At 63.5% G+C, this 17,172-nt stretch carries 11 protein-coding genes and 1 pseudogene; 10 read left to right on the top strand and 2 right to left on the bottom strand.

Annotated features, from left to right (window positions below; translation table 11 throughout):
- Positions 1 to 31 precede the first annotated feature (31 nt).
- The 3 genes from pdxA (at position 32) to ACHL_RS05525 (ending at position 3,635) form a co-directional block, all read left to right on the top strand.
- Positions 32 to 2,398 (top strand): 4-hydroxythreonine-4-phosphate dehydrogenase PdxA, encoded by a 2,367-nt coding sequence (gene pdxA / locus ACHL_RS05535; protein WP_015936317.1) that lies wholly within the window; start codon positions 32 to 34, stop codon positions 2,396 to 2,398.
- A gap of 102 nt (positions 2,399 to 2,500) precedes the next feature.
- Positions 2,501 to 3,274 (top strand): DeoR/GlpR family DNA-binding transcription regulator, encoded by a 774-nt coding sequence (locus ACHL_RS05530; protein ID WP_015936316.1) that lies wholly within the window; start codon positions 2,501 to 2,503, stop codon positions 3,272 to 3,274.
- Between the two features lie 58 nt (positions 3,275 to 3,332).
- Positions 3,333 to 3,635 (top strand): YciI-like protein, encoded by a 303-nt coding sequence (locus tag ACHL_RS05525; protein WP_015936315.1) that lies wholly within the window; start codon positions 3,333 to 3,335, stop codon positions 3,633 to 3,635.
- A 12-nt stretch (positions 3,636 to 3,647) separates the two neighbouring features.
- On the opposite strand, the pseudogene ACHL_RS24135 reads toward ACHL_RS05525, so the two are convergent.
- Positions 3,648 to 3,815, bottom strand: a pseudogene (locus ACHL_RS24135) (nucleoside deaminase); the annotation flags it as partial.
- An 845-nt stretch (positions 3,816 to 4,660) separates the two neighbouring features.
- Between ACHL_RS24135 and ACHL_RS05515 the strand changes: the two are divergent.
- From ACHL_RS05515 to ACHL_RS05485, 7 genes are all read left to right on the top strand, one after another.
- Positions 4,661 to 6,721 (top strand): hypothetical protein, encoded by a 2,061-nt coding sequence (locus ACHL_RS05515; RefSeq protein ID WP_015936313.1) that lies wholly within the window; start codon positions 4,661 to 4,663, stop codon positions 6,719 to 6,721.
- Entirely contained in the window at positions 6,722 to 8,353 is a 1,632-nt protein-coding gene (locus ACHL_RS05510) for a class I SAM-dependent DNA methyltransferase (protein ID WP_015936312.1), read from the top strand.
- Positions 8,346 to 9,551: a restriction endonuclease subunit S gene (locus tag ACHL_RS23355; protein ID WP_015936311.1), complete on the top strand. Its 1,206-nt coding sequence runs from the start codon at positions 8,346 to 8,348 to the stop codon at positions 9,549 to 9,551. The genes ACHL_RS05510 and ACHL_RS23355 overlap by 8 nt, the downstream gene beginning before the upstream one ends.
- A complete protein-coding gene (locus ACHL_RS05500; protein ID WP_015936310.1) occupies positions 9,548 to 10,084 on the top strand; it encodes a DUF1016 N-terminal domain-containing protein in 537 nt (178 codons plus the stop codon). The genes ACHL_RS23355 and ACHL_RS05500 overlap by 4 nt, the downstream gene beginning before the upstream one ends.
- The gene (locus ACHL_RS05495; protein WP_015936309.1) at positions 10,081 to 13,305 is read left to right on the top strand and encodes a type I restriction endonuclease subunit R; all 3,225 of its coding nucleotides are present in this window, start codon (positions 10,081 to 10,083) and stop codon (positions 13,303 to 13,305) included. The genes ACHL_RS05500 and ACHL_RS05495 overlap by 4 nt, the downstream gene beginning before the upstream one ends.
- A gap of 79 nt (positions 13,306 to 13,384) precedes the next feature.
- Positions 13,385 to 14,947: a hypothetical protein gene (locus ACHL_RS05490; protein WP_244266522.1), complete on the top strand. Its 1,563-nt coding sequence runs from the start codon at positions 13,385 to 13,387 to the stop codon at positions 14,945 to 14,947.
- Between the two features lie 454 nt (positions 14,948 to 15,401).
- Positions 15,402 to 16,226 (top strand): hypothetical protein, encoded by an 825-nt coding sequence (locus ACHL_RS05485; RefSeq protein ID WP_015936307.1) that lies wholly within the window; start codon positions 15,402 to 15,404, stop codon positions 16,224 to 16,226.
- 386 nt (positions 16,227 to 16,612) lie between these two features.
- Here ACHL_RS05485 and ACHL_RS24445 read toward each other — a convergent pair whose 3' ends face one another.
- Positions 16,613 to 17,086: a hypothetical protein gene (locus ACHL_RS24445; RefSeq protein ID WP_167534769.1), complete on the bottom strand. Its 474-nt coding sequence runs from the start codon at positions 17,084 to 17,086 to the stop codon at positions 16,613 to 16,615.
- Positions 17,087 to 17,172: the final 86 nt, after the last annotated feature.

Here is a 17,172-nt window from a genome sequence, read left to right as displayed (position 1 = left end):
TCCCGCCAGCTACCACCGCGAGAGGAGCAATGTGGCTTCCGTCTTTGTGCAGGCCGACGATTTCTCCGGCGCCGCCGAGGTTGGCTCCTGCTTTGTGCAGCATGGGCTGCGCACGCGGCTCACGCTGGGTGCCCAGTCACCTGGCACCACGTACGACGCCGGCGCCTCCTTCGCGGAATCACCCGCCGGGGCGCTGGTCACCGATACGCATTCCCGCGGCCTGGACCCGGCCGCCGCCGCGGTACTCGTCAAGGACGCGTTTTCCTCTGCCGCTGCATCCGGCGCTGAGGTGCTGTTCAAGAAGATCGACTCCCTGTGGCGCGGCAACGTCAGCGCCGAGGCCGCCGCACTGGCAGGCCTCGGGTATCACGTTGTGGTTGCGGGGGCACTCCCCCAGCTGCAACGCACAGTGCGCGCCGGCCGTCCCTTTGTTGCCGGCTCTCCCCTGGCGGAGACGGACCTGTGGCAGGCGGAGGTTTCGGCCCCGCCCGCGGACATTCCGTCCCTGCTGCTCCCGGAGAACCCGGAGCAGGTGCAGGCCCTGGACCTTGAGGCGGTGCGGTCAAGCAGCGTGCCGTCCCGCCTGGCCGGGCTGCTGGACGGCCGGCCCGCGCTGGTGGTGGCCGATGGGGAAACCACGGCGGACCTGGAGCACGTGGTGGATGCCCTGCTGGAACTCGGCTTCACCGCCGGCGGACACCGCATCGTGCTGGTGGGAACCGGCGGAGCGGCGGATGTCCTCGCGCAGCGGCTCGGCACCAAAACTGCGCGTAATGCGCAGAACGTGGCACCGGCGGACGCACCCAGCGCAGAACCGCAGGAAGGCGCACGGCCGGTGCTCGCCGTCGTCGGCTCCGCGTCCAAAACGGCCCAGGCGCAGCTGGCGCAGCTGGAGGCCAACGGCTTTACGGTGGTCCGGCTGCACCCGCTCTATGCCGGCGCCCGGGATGCGTATGCTCCCCAACTGGCCCAGGTTATAGCAGATTTGACGGCAGGCGCCCGCGTAGTTGTGGGGTTGGCTGCCGCAAGAGTGGACCCGTCTGGCTCTGCCCGCATCGTGCAGGCCCTGTCTGCGTTCGCTGCCCAGGCGGCGAAGGCGGCCCCGGCGGACCTGATCCTGACGGGCGGTGAGACGGCACGCGAGGTGCTGGACGCCGTCGGGCATTCCGGCCTGGTGCCACTCGCGGCGGTGCAGCACGGGGCCGTGCTGAGCCGGGCGGACGACGGGACGCTGGTGGGCACCAAGCCCGGCAGCTTCGGCGACGACCTGGCCCTCCTGCAGCTGTATGACGAAATCCGGGAGCGCCGGTCCGCACCGGCTCCCGCCACTACCCTTCCCCGCAAGACTTCCGAACAATCTGGAGCAACAATGACTGACTCAGCAACCAAGAACCAGCTTCCCTACGTTGCAGTGACCATGGGCGACGGCGCCGGCGTGGGCCCCGAGGTGGTGGTGGCCGCCGCGCTGGATCCGCAGAGCAACGCCGAATGCCGGCCCGTGGTGATCGGCGACGCGCTGCGGCTGCGCCAGGCCGCGGAGACCCTGGGCGTCGAGGCGGACATCCAGAGCATCGAGAACGTGGAGGACGCGGTGTTCACGCCGGGCCGGGTGAACGTGATCGACCTGAACCTGCTGCCGGAGGATCTGGCGTGGGGGCAGCTCTCCCCCGTGGCCGGGCACGCCGCGTACGAATACATCCGGGTGGCCAGCGAGCTGGCAATGGCCGGGAAGGTGCAGGCCATCTGCACCGCGCCGCTGAACAAGGAGGCGCTGCACGCCGCCGGGCACATCTTCCCCGGGCACACCGAACTGCTGGCGCACCTGACGGGCACGGAGGAAGTGTCCATGATGCTCTCCACGCCCAAGATCCGGGTGATCCACGTGACTACGCACATCGGGCTGATGGACGCCATCCGGAAGATCAACCCGGACCTGGTGGAGCGGACCATCCGCCGCGGCCATGAGGCGCTGGTGCGGGCGGGCATCCCCAACCCGAAGATCGGCGTGTGCGCCATCAACCCGCACGCGGGCGAGAACGGGCTGTTCGGGCAGGGCGAGGAAGCGGAGAAGATCGAGCCGGGCGTGAAGGCGGCGCAGGCGGACGGGATCAACGCGGTGGGCCCGCTGCCGGCGGACACGCTGTTCTTCCTGGCCGGCCGTGGTGATTACGACCTGGTGGTGGCCATGTACCACGACCAGGGGCACGGGCCGGTGAAGGTGCTGGGCATCGAGGCGGGCGTGAACATCACGGTGGGCCTGCCGGTGATCCGCACGTCCGTGGACCACGGCACCGCGTTCGACATCGCCGGGAAGAACATCGCGGATTCCCGGTCCATGGTGGAGGCGCTGCACCAGGCGGCGGAGATGGCCACCCGTCCGGCGGTCGTCGGTCGTTGAGCCTGTCGAAACCGAGCCTGTCGAAACCGCCCCGGTGGTTGAGCCTGTCGAAACCCATTGGTGATTAGCATGGTTACCACTGCCACGGGAAGGAGACCGGGAATGCTCAGCGCAAACGCGCGGCGCGAGGAGATCTACCACCTTGCCGTGACCACCGGCTTGGCCTCCGTGGAGGAGCTGTCCGCCAAGTTCGAAGTGACGGCCTCCACCATCCGCCGCGACTTGGCGCTGCTGAACGGGCAGGGCCGGCTGGCCCGGACCTATGGCGGGGCGATGGCGCTGGGCGCGCACCCGGAGGCGTCGCTGCGGCAGCGCACGGGCGAGGCGTTCGAGCAGAAGCATGCCATCGCCCGGTGGGCGGCGTCGGTGATCCAGCCCGGAGAAAACATCCTGCTCGACGCCGGTTCCACCGCGGGTGCCCTGGCGCACGAGCTGCGCGGGTTCGGCCCGTTGTCCGTGACGACGCCGGGCATCAACACGCTGCAGGAGCTGGCCGATTGCGAGGGCATCGAGGTGGACTGCCTCGGCGGGCGGCTCCGGGGTGTCTCGCAGAGTTTCGTGGGGCCGCTGGCCGAGGCGGCGCTGGAGCGGATGAGCTTCGACCGGGTGTTCCTGGGCGCAGATGCTGTCACCGCCGAGGACGGCATCTGCGAGGCCGACCACGCCCAGACCCGGCTCAAGGAGCTCATGGCCCGGCGCGGGCGTTCCGTGTACGTTTTGGCGGATTCTTCGAAGCTGGGTTTGCGGCCGTTTCATGCGTGGGCGCGGCTGGCTTTGCCATGGACGTTGGTGACGGACGACGGCGCCGACCCGGCCCAGGTGCAGAACTTCCGGGACGCAGGGGTACAGGTTGAGGTGGCGGCGGTTTCCGGTTAGGTCCCGGTGGGTACGCTGTTTCCACACGATCGAACCCTCTGGCGAATTGGACGCTCCCATGCATGCAGTGCTCGAGTACACCTACGCTGACGATTACCTGGAAAGCCGCGAGCAGTACCGCGGGCTCCACCTCAAGGCAGCGTGGGAAGCAGTCGAACGCGGCGAGTTGCTGCTGGGTGGCGCCGTTGGTGAAGGACCCTTTACTGGGCTCCTGATCTTCACCGGGGACAGCGCACTCGACGCCGCAAAAGCATTTGTAGCCGCCGACCCGTACGTAGCCGGCGGGGTTGTGACCTCATGGACCGCGCGCCCGTGGACCACAGTGGTGGGACACGAGGCTGCCACACCTGTGCAGCCGTAGGGCGGCCCGAACCTACTCGGCGATGTCCTCGGCCCACAGCTCCGGATGCTCGGCCTGGAACGCAACCATCATGTCCATGCAGCGCTGGTCGTCGAGGACCACCACCTCAACCCCGCGGGACCTCAGAAGCTTCAGCCGGCCCTCGAACGTGCGGGCCTCCCCCACCACCACGCGGGCAACGGAGGGCCGTCCGACCGCCCGGGATGTCGGTTTCGGTGATGCTGCTGCCGTTGCTGCCGATCTAGTAGATGACCCAGTAGCAGCTGGATCCCGCGTCGGAGGTGGCATGGTAGTTCGGGCGGTGATGTCCTTGCCGACAGTCCACGTTCCGTCGGAAACCGTGTTGGCGGCTTTTGCTTTTCTGCGGCGGTGACAGCTTCTTCGCGTTTCTTGACGGCTGCCTCGGCGGACTCCGCTTTGCAGACGTCTGTCTCGCGGGCCTGGACCTTCGCTTCCTTGTCGACGATCCCGGCCTGAAGCGCCTCGTAGCCGGACTTGAGTGAGTCGTAGTCAGACCGGAGGGAGTCCCGCTCGGACTCGACACCTGCGTTGACGTCAGCCATGCCTTTGTCCGCCTCACTGTACTTGGGATCAGGGAGCGTGGTGCCAAATGACGTTCCGCCGGCCAACAGCACGCCGGCCACGAGCACACCAAGAACCTGCTTTCTGCGGCCAGTGCGGTGGGGCGCGGTGTTCGTCCCTGCCGGCTCAGTCTCCGGTTCCAAGGCTGTTCCTGCTTGCGCGGTGCCGGGCGCCAGCGTGGTGTTTTCGGTCTTCATGGTTTCTCCCAAGGTGTCAATCGAAGAAGGACCGGCGGCGGGATACCGATCCCCCAATGCGTGGTTCCCCGCCTCCGCAACAGCTCCGAAAGGTTCCTTCCTCGGCTGCAGAAACGAACTTAGGGCGCGCGAACGTGTAGCTACCTTTTCAAGACTGATAACCCCCGTTATCAGCACGTTTCTGGCCAAATGCAGGAAGCCAACTAAGCTGGGCGAACGACCACGACCGATTGAAGGGAGGCAGCCATGCACACATCCACTGAATCTTTGTGCATCACGCTTTCCGACATTGCTGCCTTAGCAAAGGTTAAGCGGCCCGTGGTCTCCATGTGGCGGAAGCGGAGCAGCGGCGGCCAGTCGCCGTTCCCCGCATCGTCCGGCCAGATCAACGGCAGGGAGCTGTTCGACGCCGGCGAAATCACAGCTTGGCTTGAGGCAACAGGCCTCGGCAACAACCCCGAGGCGCGGAACGACGTCGCGGCCTCCGCCAGAATGACGGCACCGGCAAGTGCGGAGGCGCAGGACGGCCGGCGAACGTTCAACGGCCTGACGTCGCTCCTCGCGCTGAAGGTCATCACCGGGCAGGAACTCAGCCTCCGCACCACGGACGAACTGCTTGACGCCGCCGATGAAGCGGACCCCGATGACCTCTTCCTCTACACTGAGCTTGAAGCCTTGGGCTCTGAGCTTTCCGCGCTGGCCGGCTTCGCCGACCGGCTCGCCGACAGTGCCTTCAGCGCCCCGGCTGCCTTCGAGAGGCTGTTGTCGAAGCGGTTCCGGGAAGGCCTGCGCGAACAATCCGACACAGCCCTCACGGACCCGGCACTGGATCTTGTGGCGTCGGCCGCCATGGAACTGGCGCAGACGCTGGATGCACCACCGTTTGTCGATGCGACTCCCGGCGGCAGTGACGTTATGCTCCGCATCGTCCAGCAGTTCGGAGAGACCCGGCCCCTGACACTGCTCATTGGGGACCACGACGGCGGCCCGTCACGCCTCGCCCGGCGGCGTCTTGTTGTGCACGGGGCCGACAGCGAACACGTGGAAATCGACGCCGAGGGTGCCTTCTCGGTCATCGGGCCCGCAGTCCATGTGGCGCAGTATCCCGCCCCCGGCGAACCAGGACTTGGTGCCACGGAAATCCTTGGAGCCATCGAGAACACAGTCCTTCAGATGGATGACAGCCAGCGCGCCGTGGTGATTGCCCCGGCCCGGCTGCTTTGCGACCCGCTCACTGACAGGTCAGCCCGGCTCCGCTCGGACCTCCTGCGCTCCGGCAGGATCCGCGCCGTGGTCAGGCTCCAGGCGGGCCTCCTGCCCGCGAAGCCGCGGGAGCCGCAGGCCCTCTGGGTGCTGGGCCCGTCCTATGCGGAGGTGCCCATCGCCGAACGGTGGACCATGGTCGCCGACCTCACCACAACATCGTTGACTCCGGATGTCCGGCAGGACCTGATCAGCGACATCGTCGCCTCGTTCGGCACCCGCGCCACTATCCGTGCGCACTCCTTCAGATTTGCCAAACTGCTGCAGACCCGCGTCCTTCTCGCCAGCAAGGGCTCGCTCGTCGAGGCTTCCGTCAAGAGGCGTCCGACGTCAGCCGGAGGAGCAGAGGCAGCGCTGCGGATCGAAGACCTCATCCGGCTGCTGTCGCAGGAGCAGTCCGGGCTGCCTTCGATTCCCGACGTTCAGGCGGCCATACAGGGCACCCGGCCCGGCACGGCTATTGTCCAGGAACTGATCACTGGCGGAAACCTCCGCTACATCAAGGGCAATCGGCTCGACGAGAACAGCTTGAACCCCACTGAAGGGAGAAGGGTCTTCGGCAGGCAAGAACTACAGTCGCCCCACAGCGCTGAGCCCCGGTTCATCAGCCTCATGGACTTCGCTGCCGCATCCCCCGGCGGCCGCCTCACCGAGCCCGGTGACGTCATCTTCTGCACCAGCCCCCGGCCGGCTGCGAGGGTCGACCACGAAGGCGGTAACGTCGTCGTCTTCCCCGCCCGCATCCTGCGACTCGACAGCGGTGATCCCGGTGGCCTAGTGCCCGACGTCGTGGCCGCCGACATCAACAGTCTCCCTGCAGCCGACAAAACCTGGAGCAACTGGCACCTCCGCCGCACCCGGGACACCCAACGGCAGCCCCTCATGAAGATCCTTGCAGGGCTGCAACACCAACAGCTTGCAGCCCGTCGGCGTGTCGAACGGCTGGAAGAACTCGCCACCCTGGTTACAGACGGCGTAGCGGGCGGAAGCCTCACCCTGACACACCCATCTCCAAACGCCGCACCAATAGAAGGAACTGAATAAATGCCCCCGAAAATAAAGGTGGACCTCGCCCCGTCCACCATGAAGGAACTCAAGGACACGCTCTGGAAGGCCGCGGACAAACTGCGCGGCTCCATGGATGCCTCACAGTACAAGGACGTTATCCTCGGGCTGGTGTTCCTGAAGTACGTCTCTGACGCGTTCGACGAACGCCGTAATCAGATCCAGGCCGAGTTGGAGGCCGACGGTCTCAACGAGGAGCAGATCGCCCAGCTGATCGACGACGTCGATGAATACACCAGCCGCGGCGTGTTCTGGGTTTCCGGGCGGGCGCGCTGGAGCTACCTGGCGGAGAACGCCAAGGGCCTGCCCGCGATGGACGGCGCCGCCCCCAAGTCGATCGGGCTGCTCATCGACGACGCCATGGACCTCATCATGACCGACAACAAGTCCTTGGCTGCCACGCTCCCCCGCATCTACAACCGCGACAACGTGGACCAGCGCCGCCTCGGCGAACTCCTGGACCTGTTCAACTCGGCACGCTTCACCGGGCAGGGCGCCAGCAAGGCCCGCGACCTGCTCGGGGAGGTCTACGAATACTTCCTGGAAAAGTTCGCCAAAGCCGAAGGCAAGCGCGGCGGCGAGTTCTACACCCCCGCCGGCGTGGTCCGCGTCCTCGTCGAAGTCCTAGAGCCGCACCGCGGCCGCGTCTACGATCCTTGCTGCGGATCCGGCGGTATGTTCGTCCAGGCCGAGAAGTTCCTGGAGGCCCACAACATGGAGGGCTCGGACATCTCCGTCTACGGCCAGGAGCTCAACGAGCGGACCTGGCGGATGGCGAAGATGAACCTCGCCATCCACGGGCTGAACGCCAACCTTGCTGCCCGCTGGGGCGACACCTTCGCCCGCGACCAGCACCCCGAGCTGACTGGGAACACCGGCGCAGACTTCATCATGGCCAATCCGCCCTTCAACATCAAGGTCTGGTCCCGCTCGGAATCGGATCCGCGCTGGAAGTACGGCGTTCCTCCGGCCGGCAACGCCAACTACGCCTGGATCCAGCACATCATCTCCAAGCTCGCGCCGGGCGGCAGTGCCGGCGTGGTCATGGCCAACGGGTCAATGTCCTCCAACTCCGGCGGCGAGGGCGAGATCCGGGCCCAGCTCGTCGAGGCCGACCTTGTCTCCTGCATGGTGGCGCTGCCAACGCAGCTTTTCCGTAGCACGGGTATCCCCGTCTGCACGTGGTTCTTCGCCAAGGACAAGACCGCCGGCAAGAAGGGATCAATCGACCGCACCGGACAGGTGCTGTTCATCGACGCACGAAACCTGGGCTACATGGTGGATCGGGCCGAGCGCGCGCTGTCCGACGAGGACATCACCAAGATCGCCAATACCTATCACGCCTGGCGCGGGACTGCTTCGGCTGTTGAAGCGGGGCTGACGTACGAAGACGAGGCCGGCTTCTGCTACTCGGCCAGCCTCGCGGAGATTAAGGCAGCAGACTACGCGCTAACGCCGGGTCGCTACGTTGGGGCTGTCGATGTCGAGGACGACGGCGAGCCCATTGAGGAGAAAATTGCGAGGCTGTCAAAGGAGCTGTTTGCTCAGTTCGAGGAGTCCGAGCGTCGGGCACGTCTGGTGCGTGAGCAGTTGGGACGAGTAGATGTCTGAGCGGCGAACCCGTCCTCTTTCCTCCTATATCAGGATCAAGCACGGCTTCGCCTTTCCAGGAACTGGATTTAGTGATGATCCGTCGTTTCCAACACTCGTGACCCCGGGGAATTTCGCCATTGGCGGCGGATTCAAGGGTACGAAGACAAAGACGTACTCCGGGGAGTACCCGCCTGAATACAAGCTATCGCCCGGCGACCTGATGGTCTCCATGACCGATCTCAGCAAAGAGGGCGACACGCTCGGTCTGCCGGCCATTGTTCCGGAAGGAAATTTCCTCCACAACCAACGAATTGGACTGGTCGAGATTATCGATCCGAACGTTGACTCGCGTTTCTTGAGTTACTTCCTTCGCACGGACTCCTATCGAGCTCATATCTTGGCCACGGCGTCCGGGAGCACGGTTCGCCATACGAGTCCGTCACGCATCGGTGCATTCGAGACATGTCTCCCTTCCCTCAACGCCCAACGATCCATTGCGGAAGTGCTGGGTGCGCTCGACGATAAGATCGCCGCCAACACCAGAATTTCGGCTATTTCCAGTGATCTAGCTGGTCTCCTATACGACCGGGAAGCTGCCCGCGTAGAGAGTCAGCCAATGAGTAAGGTCCTTAGGCCGATTCTGGGTGGAACACCCGCACGGTCGAAGGGCGAGGAGTTCTGGGGCGGGGCCCGACTCTGGGCGTCGGCCAAGGACATCACAGGAGCCGACTTTGGCGTTGTGACAGACACAGCCGAGAAGATCACGGATCGTGCTGTGGATACAACAAAAGCCAAAGCACTTCCCAGTGGGAGCGTCATCCTTACCGCGCGCGGTACCGTCGGCACCGTCGGCCGTCTTGCCGTTCCCGCGTCTTTCAACCAGTCTTGCTATGGCTTTGTGCCAGGACTTGTTCCAGCTGCGGTCCTCTACTTTGGGGTTCTCCGCGCCACTGAGCGAGCAAAAGAAATTGCCCACGGCTCGGTTTTCGACACCATCACGATGAAGACTTTCGATCATTTGTCCGTCCCGGACTTCAATTCCACGGAATTGGCAACGACGGAAGCCATCTTGGGCCCGTTGATGGACTCCATTACTGCGGCTGTTGTCCAGAACAGCACCCTTGCCGCAACCCGTGATGCCCTTCTCCCCCAGCTCATGTCAGGCAAGCTGCGGGTCAAGGACGCCGAAAAGACCCTGGAGGACGCAGGCGTATGAGCCCGGGCGGAGGTGAGATCCAGCCGGGAGCCCGGCAATACTCCACGGATGCGTCGTTTCCAGCCAAGCCGGCGGTCAGTGCCATGCCGGAGTGGTATCCCGAGATGCTTGCCCCCGTCACCCGCCAGGTCAGCATCGGTCGGTCCACAGCAATTAGCGCTGCCAACCAGCAGCTGCTGGCCAGCTATTTCGCCGTCGGGCAGGACATCCCGGACCGGCAGACCCATGAAGGCTGGGGCGCCAGGATCATAGACAGGCTCTCCGCGGATCTGAAGGACCAGTTCCCGGGTGCCTCCGGGTTTTCGCCGCGAAACCTTAAGTACATGCGGGCGTTCGCCGAAACGTGGCCGGCCGGGGCAATTGTGCAAGCGCCGCTTACAAAATTGCCCTGCTACCACCATCGGGCACAGATCCAGAGGCTCGACAACCACACAACACCGATCGGTGTCGCCGAATGGACAGACACCATGGTCAAGCACCTGCCCAGCATCCGCGAACTCGAAGCCGAGCTTTCGCAGGACATTCCAGAATGACAGCCGGTCCAATAGGGGGATCCACCGTGACAACAGCACCAGCAGTAACCTTTTCAGAAGCCGAGTGGGAAGGCATGGCCCTTGAGCTCCTGGCCGAGCCGCTCGGCTGGCGGCCCATGTCCGGGCAGGCCATCGCCCCCGGCACCGGCCAGCGGGACACCTGGGACGAGCTGCTCATCCGACCCCGGCTGCTCACAGCCCTGCAGAAATTCAACCCCAAGGTTCCCGCCGAGTACCTGCAGCAGGCCCTTGCCGAGATTGCCTCGCCCAAATCCAACGACCCCATCACCGAGAACCACCGCATCCACAACTACCTGGTGGACGGCTACCGGCTCAGCTACATCGACTCCGACGGCAACGAAGCCAACCCCACCATCCACCTGCTGAGCCAGGACCCCGACCAGAACGACTGGCTCGCCGTCAACCAGGTCACTCTGATCCAGGGCGACTACAACCGCCGTTTCGACATTGTCCTGTACTGCAACGGCATGCCGGTGAGCATCATCGAACTGAAGAAGGCCGGCAGCGCCACCGCTGACGTTGCCTCAGCGCACGCCCAGCTGCAGACGTACCTGCGGGAATTCCCCATGGGGTTCCGCTTCTGTGTCTTTACGCTCGCCTCAGACGGCATCCAGGCCAAGTACGGCACCCCGTTCACTCCCCTCAACCACTTCTCGCCCTGGAACGTGGACGACGACGGTCTGCCGGTGGCTCCCGGCTACATGGAGGACGGGGTCGCCATCACAGCGTTGGAGACCGCCCTCAACGGCCTGTACAACCAGGAGCGCTTCCTGCAGCTGACCCGCAGCTTCACGGCGTTCGACGAGGGATCCGACGGGCTCGTGAAACGCATTGCCAAGCCCCACCAGTACTTCGCCGTGACCAAGGCCGTAGGCAGCACTGTCCAAGCGGTGGAAAGCAACGGCAAGGCCGGCGTTGTATGGCACACCCAGGGCTCCGGCAAGTCAATGGAGATGGAGCTTTACGCCAACCTGGTGGCCCGGCACCCCAAGCTGAAGAACCCGACAGTTGTCGTGATCACGGACCGCAACGAACTCGACGGCCAGCTGTTCGAGGGCTTTGACCGGAGTCTTCTCCTGGCCGAATCGCCCAGGCAGATCCGGAAACGCTCCGAGCTGCGGGAGGAACTGAGCAACCGCACGACCGGCGGCATCTACTTCACCACCCTGCAGAAGTTCGGCCGCAGCAAGGCCGAGAAAGACGCCGGCACCGAGCACCCGCTGCTGTCGGACCGCCGCAACATCATCGTGGTCGTGGATGAGGCCCATCGCTCGCACTATGACGACCTGAACGGCTACGCCCGTCACCTGCGCGACGCGCTGCCCCACGCGACCCTGATCGCGTTTACCGGCACGCCGCTTTCATTCGCCGACCGCAATACCCGGGAAGTTTTCGGCGATGACATCGACGTGTACGACCTCACCCGAGCGGTCACAGATGGAGCCACGGTGCCGGTGTACTTCGAGCCCCGGCTGATCAAGGTGGGTCTGGCGTCCGAGGTCACCGAGGAGATCCTTGACCAGGCGGCCGACGAGGCCACCTTGGGCCTGGACGACACGGAGCGGGCCCGCCTCGAGGCGAGCGTCGCGGTGGTGAACGCCGTCTACGGCGCCCCGCAGCGCATCGCAGCACTGGCAGAGGATCTAGTGGCGCACTGGGAGGGCCGGCGCGCCCAGATGGGCAAGTTTATCGAATCGCCGGGCAAGGCGATGATCGTAGGCGGGACGCGGGAAATTTGCGCAAAGCTGTACACGGCGATCGTGGAGCTGCGGCCCGACTGGCATTCCGATGACCTGGCCAAGGGCAAGATCAAAGTCGTCTACTCCGGTGACGCCACCGATGTTCCGCCGGTATCCGACCATGTGCGGCGCGACTCCGCCAATGCGACCATCAAGGAACGTCTGAAGGACGTCGACGATGAGCTGGAGCTAGTGATCGTCAAAGACATGATGCTGACGGGCTACGACTCCCCGCCGCTACACACGCTGTACCTGGACCGGCCGCTGAAGGGCGCGCTGCTGATGCAGACCCTGGCCCGGGTGAACCGCACCTTCCGCGGCAAGAAGGACGGGCTGCTGGTGGCCTATGCCCCCCTGGCGGAGAACCTGGCGCAGGCCCTGAGCGAGTACACGAAGGATGACCAAGCGAACAAGCCCGTCGGCCGGAACGTAGATGAGGCCATTGGCCTGACGGTGACGCTGGTGGAAACGCTGCGCGGCCTGCTCGCCGGGTACGACTGGAAAGCGGTGCTGATGCGGGGCGGCCCCAAAGCCTTTATCAGCGCTGCCACCGGCGCGGCCAACTACCTGCGAAGCCCCGAAACACCCGGTAACCGTCCGGCTGAGGGCGAGGAGACGCTGGCCTCCAAATACCGCCGGCACTCGGGCCAGTTGTCGCGGGCGTGGGCGCTGTGTTCCGGTTCGGAGACGCTGGCCGAGCTGCGGCCGGAGATCCAGGTCTACGAGGAAACCCGGGTGTACATGGCCAAGTTCGACGCGGCAGACCGCCAGGCCAGCGGCGAGCCCGTGCCCGAGGAGATTCAGCGGCTGCTCGGCAATCTGATCGCATCAGCTACATCGTCGGGCGAGGTACTGGACATCTACGAGGCAGCTGGCATGCCAAAGCCCTCACTGGATGACCTGACGCCGGAGTTCATCGCCAAGACCCAGAAGGCACGCAACCCCCAGCTGGCTATTGAGGCGCTGCGGAAGCTCATCTCTGATGAGTCGGCTGTGGCAACACGAAACAACGTGATCCGCCAGCGGGCGTTCTCGGAGCGCATCACCGAGTTGATGAAGAAGTACACCAACCAGCAGTTGACGTCTGCTGAGGTTATCGCCGAGCTGGTGGAGCTGGCCCGTGAGGTGGCTGCCGAAGGGAACCGTGGAGGGCACTTCACTCCCCCGCTGAACTCTGACGAGCTGGCCTTCTATGATGCCGTGGCCTCCAATGAGTCCGCCGTGGAGGTCCAAGGCGAGGGCGTACTCGCCGACATCGCCCGCGAACTGGTCTCCGTCATGCGCCGCGACATCCGGACCGACTGGACAGTGCGCGACGACGTCAGGGCCAAGCTCCGCTCCTCCATCAAGAGGCTCCTCGTCCGGTTTGGGTACCCGCCGGACAAGCAGCCCGAGGCGATCAAGCTGGTCATGGAGCAAATGGAGTCCATGGCACCGCGGTTCGCGGAGGCTCGACTGTGAGCACTATGGCCGGTAGATGATGGTTTCACTAAGCGTTCGATCGATGATCAATGCATGCTTGGCTTATCGGAGCCGAAAGTTGAGTCAGCGATACTTCCTGACTCAAGTAGTTTTGGAAGCGCAGCTTTCGAAACCGAAGCAATGGCATGTCACCGGGCAGGCAGCAGAACGGTTCTCCACGCCGTCGCTAGCGGATAAGCGAAGAGTCCGGTTGGGTGAATTTCGTCAGGCAGTTCGTCAGCATGCTCCGTCGGAATTAGTGCCGGCGATTGCGCGCATTTCGAGTGGGCTACGAGAATATGAGTTTGATCTGGAGTGGCGGCTCCGTTCCCCTTGGGCGACAGCTGTAGTCGCTCGAGAATCCCTCATTTATGGGACAGAGCATAGGGCTAAACCTGTTACCGACCGGTCTCTCCGGCGAATATTCAACCTGTTCAACCTCGCCGAAAACGGGGTTCCTGACGGCGACGATCTGCACCTAATGATAAGTGGCTTCGTGTACGAGCAAGCCGCATATCAGGACACGCCGCTGTACGACCTGGCCCGTACGCTTCTCCTGCTGCGTGACACAGAGATCGTCGCTCCCGAGATTCCACAACGGGACTGGACAGAAATCTTGGGTGTGGATTTGGACGAATGGTTGATGATTGTCTTTGCGCTGGCCACGGCTGCTAAAAACAATTCTGGACAGCTCGACAGGACCGCACCCAGCCGCGACAATTGGCAGGACATAGACCATCGGCTCGACCCTGAACGGGTTGATATCGTCCTGAGGCAACTTACGGTAGACGTTGACACATTTAGGATGAAGACTGCGTCGGCACCCTCAACGGCCGACCATCTGTGGCGATTCTCGTTTAATCAACTGAAGAGCACTCCCTTTATTGACTTCTCCCAAGGTGCTCTAGTTGCGCCCCAATACCTGTTCGTACTGCAGGCAATGATGATCGAAAACATATTTTACCGGGTTGGACGAAAATGGAAGCTCTTTCCAGAAGAATTAGGCTACCGGGTAGAGGCCTACACAGGGCGGCAGCTACGCCATGCAAGGTTCAGCAGCGTAACCCCTGAGATTACGTACGACTCAGGCTCGAAAAAGTCTGTTGATTGGTTGGCTGTAATAACAGACACCGTGCTCCTCGTGGAGTGCAAGTCAGCCAAACTCAGTCTGGACGTTCGCGCGGGTGGGCCAGGGGCCTTGCCGTTCCTCGAAGACAGAATCGGCAAGGCCCGGAACCAAATCGCAAAAACAAAGGGACTCATTGAAGATTCGAAGCCAGGATTTGAAGACTTCAAAGGCCTTCTCCCTCTAGGACTCATTGTGACAGCTGAGCCCGTCCATATAGCCAATGAATCAGTCTTCACCGCGCGGTTGCCCTCGGCAGAATGCCCGACGCTTGTCGTTTCACTGAAGGAGTTGGAGCTGCTGTGCCAGCTGGGAGCAGAGGAAATGATCCGCACTATCCGGGCCATCGTCGGCGATCCTGATTTCACGACCCTGACGGTGGAACATGCCATTCGGCAAAACACAGACCGGTTGAACGCAAACGGGCACAACAAAATCATCGAAAAGGCCTTCGACGCGACTCTGAAATTGGGCCAGAAAGTTGAGGCGAACCTTTCCGGGGTGGACCGGACATAGCCTCCGGCGGAGAGCGCCTCCCAGGGAACCGCTAGCCCCACTTCAGCTCAGGCACAACCGCCGCACCAGCGTTCTCTTCTCCGCGGCGAGTCTCGGAAGGGGCCGGTTGCCGCCGTTGCCCGCGACAACGGCCCCTTCCGGCTGACTTCCCAGCTTGTACCGTGAGGGTCAGGCACGGAGCGGAGGATCCTTGCTCCGGCTCGAAGATCGGAGGAGCGGATCAGCTGAAGCTTGGTTTGTTCCCGCAGGCACCTCAGTCCTGTCCTCGGAGCTGGCTCGCCAGCGGCAGATCATGGGCGCCGCTTTTGCATGCTTGGTGCCGGGGTCGCCCCTACCTCCAGGCTCACTCTTGCATAACTCGTCCGCAACAGAAGAGCCGAACGACAGCGCGGCCGAACAGGATGCCGCCGCTCACCGTGCTTCCAAGCCCGCACCAGAGGAAGGATCCATAGTAATGGCAGTTCGATCAGCGGTTCAGGTGTTGTCTTATCAGGCAAAGTCCCTGGCCGCGGTCGCGGCTGCCCTGGCAATACCCCTCCGCTGCAACGTGCAAACTTGGATAGTGATGAAATTTTTCTCGAAACGCACCACTCTGGAGCTGGCTTTGATAGCGGTCTCCATAATCCTTGCCGGCCTTCTTGTTTTCGCAGTCATTGGGCTGTTGACTGGTTCCCGTGCTGCGGACATCAACTGGGGCGCTGTGGCGGACTGGGCGACCGCGGCCGTAACGCTAATGGGTTTCATCGGCGCAATTGCCGCCCTCCGAGTGCAATCTGCGGCCCTCGGCCTACAAACCCAGCAGTACAACCAGACGGAAGAGGAAAAGAGGCATAAGCAGGAAACCGAGGACGCGGAAAAAGCCGCCGCTGAAAAAGAGGAGAAATGGCGGTGCGCGAAGGCCGTTAGCATTGAAGTAGGCGCACAGCGTGGATCGCAAATGCCCGGCCAACAACCTGTGCACAAACCACCACTCACGGTCATATGCGAGCTGAAAGCGCCCCGTGGATTCTTTCTTACCGAAGTGGCCATGGCTATTCCGGATCTGCCGGCCGGGTTCAGAATATTTGAAGAATCTAGGACACGGGCGGCTCGCCTGGATGGCGGACAAAGCATCCGATGGACGGCACAGGGCCCATATTGGTCCCCCGATTTTGGGCCCGAACACGACGCGAAGACATGGTTACGGAACCACACCTCAGTTACTTTCAAAGATCCGGACGGCAATACATGGAAACTTGAAGGAACTCAGGATCTGAAAGAAGTATTCTACGTCGGATAGTCGGCCCAGCCAGGATCAGTGGCCTCAACCACAACTATCCAGCAACATGTAAAGCAAAACAAGCTCTACAGCCGGGGCGAAGCGCAGGACCAGTTCCTGGGCGGAGTGCTGCGGAGCCCAGGTCATTGAGAGGAACCGGGTTATGCCCACTGGCGGGCAGATGAAGCCCTCCGCGCAGCTCAAAGCCTGTCCCCATTGGGCGTACCCGGGGCGCTTTGTTGTACTCCTAGGTGAGGAAGGCAGTGGCATAAAACTTGGTCTTGGTAGTTCGCGGAGCAGATTTTGAACGGATAGCCCTCCGAACTCGCCGGAATAGCCGGTCGCACCACCGGTTCCATCCAGATCGTTCAACAGCGCGGCGCGTGGCGCCCGGGCTGGCAACGCGCTCACTCCGTAAAAACGGGCGGAAAGAAGCGAAAGCGAAAGCTGCCCAGGAACAAGCCGCCACGGAAGCGGTACGCCGGCAGGCTGCTGCGACGGAAGCGGTACGCCGGCAGGCTGCTGCGACGGAAGCGGTACGCCGGCAGGCTGCTGCGACGGAAGCGGTACGCCGGCAGGCTGCTGCGACGGAAGCGGTACGCCGGCAGGCTGCTGCGACGGAAGCGGTACGCCGGCAGGCTGCTGCGACGGAAGCGGTACGCCGGCAGGCTGCTGCCACCGGAGCCGCCCGCCGACAGGCTGCGGCGGCTGCCGCGGCAGTGAAAGCAAAAACTCCTGCTCGCCGGGCTGTCCCTGTGCTCCCTCTGGATGCGATCGCAACTATTCAGGTGCTGCGTACCTATCGCGTCGGATGTCGACTGCGCCGGCGGAAGCGGCAACGGCAACGGCAACGGCAACGGCAACGGCAACGGCAACGGCAACGGCGCAGCTTACGTACGCGGGGTCCGTAGCTGTCATTGGAACCGACATGTACGGCCTGGACCGCGATAGCGATGGCGTGGGCTGC

Origin of the sequence: Pseudarthrobacter chlorophenolicus A6, assembly GCF_000022025.1 — a bacterium.
GTDB lineage: Bacteria > Actinomycetota > Actinomycetes > Actinomycetales > Micrococcaceae > Arthrobacter > Arthrobacter chlorophenolicus.
This window is presented reverse-complemented; position numbering and strand designations above follow the sequence as displayed.

What these genes read in the sequence shown, in the direction of transcription:
- ACHL_RS05495 (WP_015936309.1), top strand. Translation starts at nt 10,081, where the DNA reads ATGACAGCCGGTCCAATAGGGGGATCCACCGTGACAACAGCACCAGCA.
- ACHL_RS05500 (WP_015936310.1), top strand. Translation starts at nt 9,548, where the DNA reads ATGAGCCCGGGCGGAGGTGAGATCCAGCCGGGAGCCCGGCAATACTCC.
- ACHL_RS05485 (WP_015936307.1), top strand. Translation starts at nt 15,402, where the DNA reads ATGGCAGTTCGATCAGCGGTTCAGGTGTTGTCTTATCAGGCAAAGTCC.
- ACHL_RS05525 (WP_015936315.1), top strand. Translation starts at nt 3,333, where the DNA reads ATGCATGCAGTGCTCGAGTACACCTACGCTGACGATTACCTGGAAAGC.
- ACHL_RS23355 (WP_015936311.1), top strand. Translation starts at nt 8,346, where the DNA reads ATGTCTGAGCGGCGAACCCGTCCTCTTTCCTCCTATATCAGGATCAAG.
- ACHL_RS05530 (WP_015936316.1), top strand. Translation starts at nt 2,501, where the DNA reads ATGCTCAGCGCAAACGCGCGGCGCGAGGAGATCTACCACCTTGCCGTG.
- ACHL_RS05510 (WP_015936312.1), top strand. Translation starts at nt 6,722, where the DNA reads ATGCCCCCGAAAATAAAGGTGGACCTCGCCCCGTCCACCATGAAGGAA.
- ACHL_RS05515 (WP_015936313.1), top strand. Translation starts at nt 4,661, where the DNA reads ATGCACACATCCACTGAATCTTTGTGCATCACGCTTTCCGACATTGCT.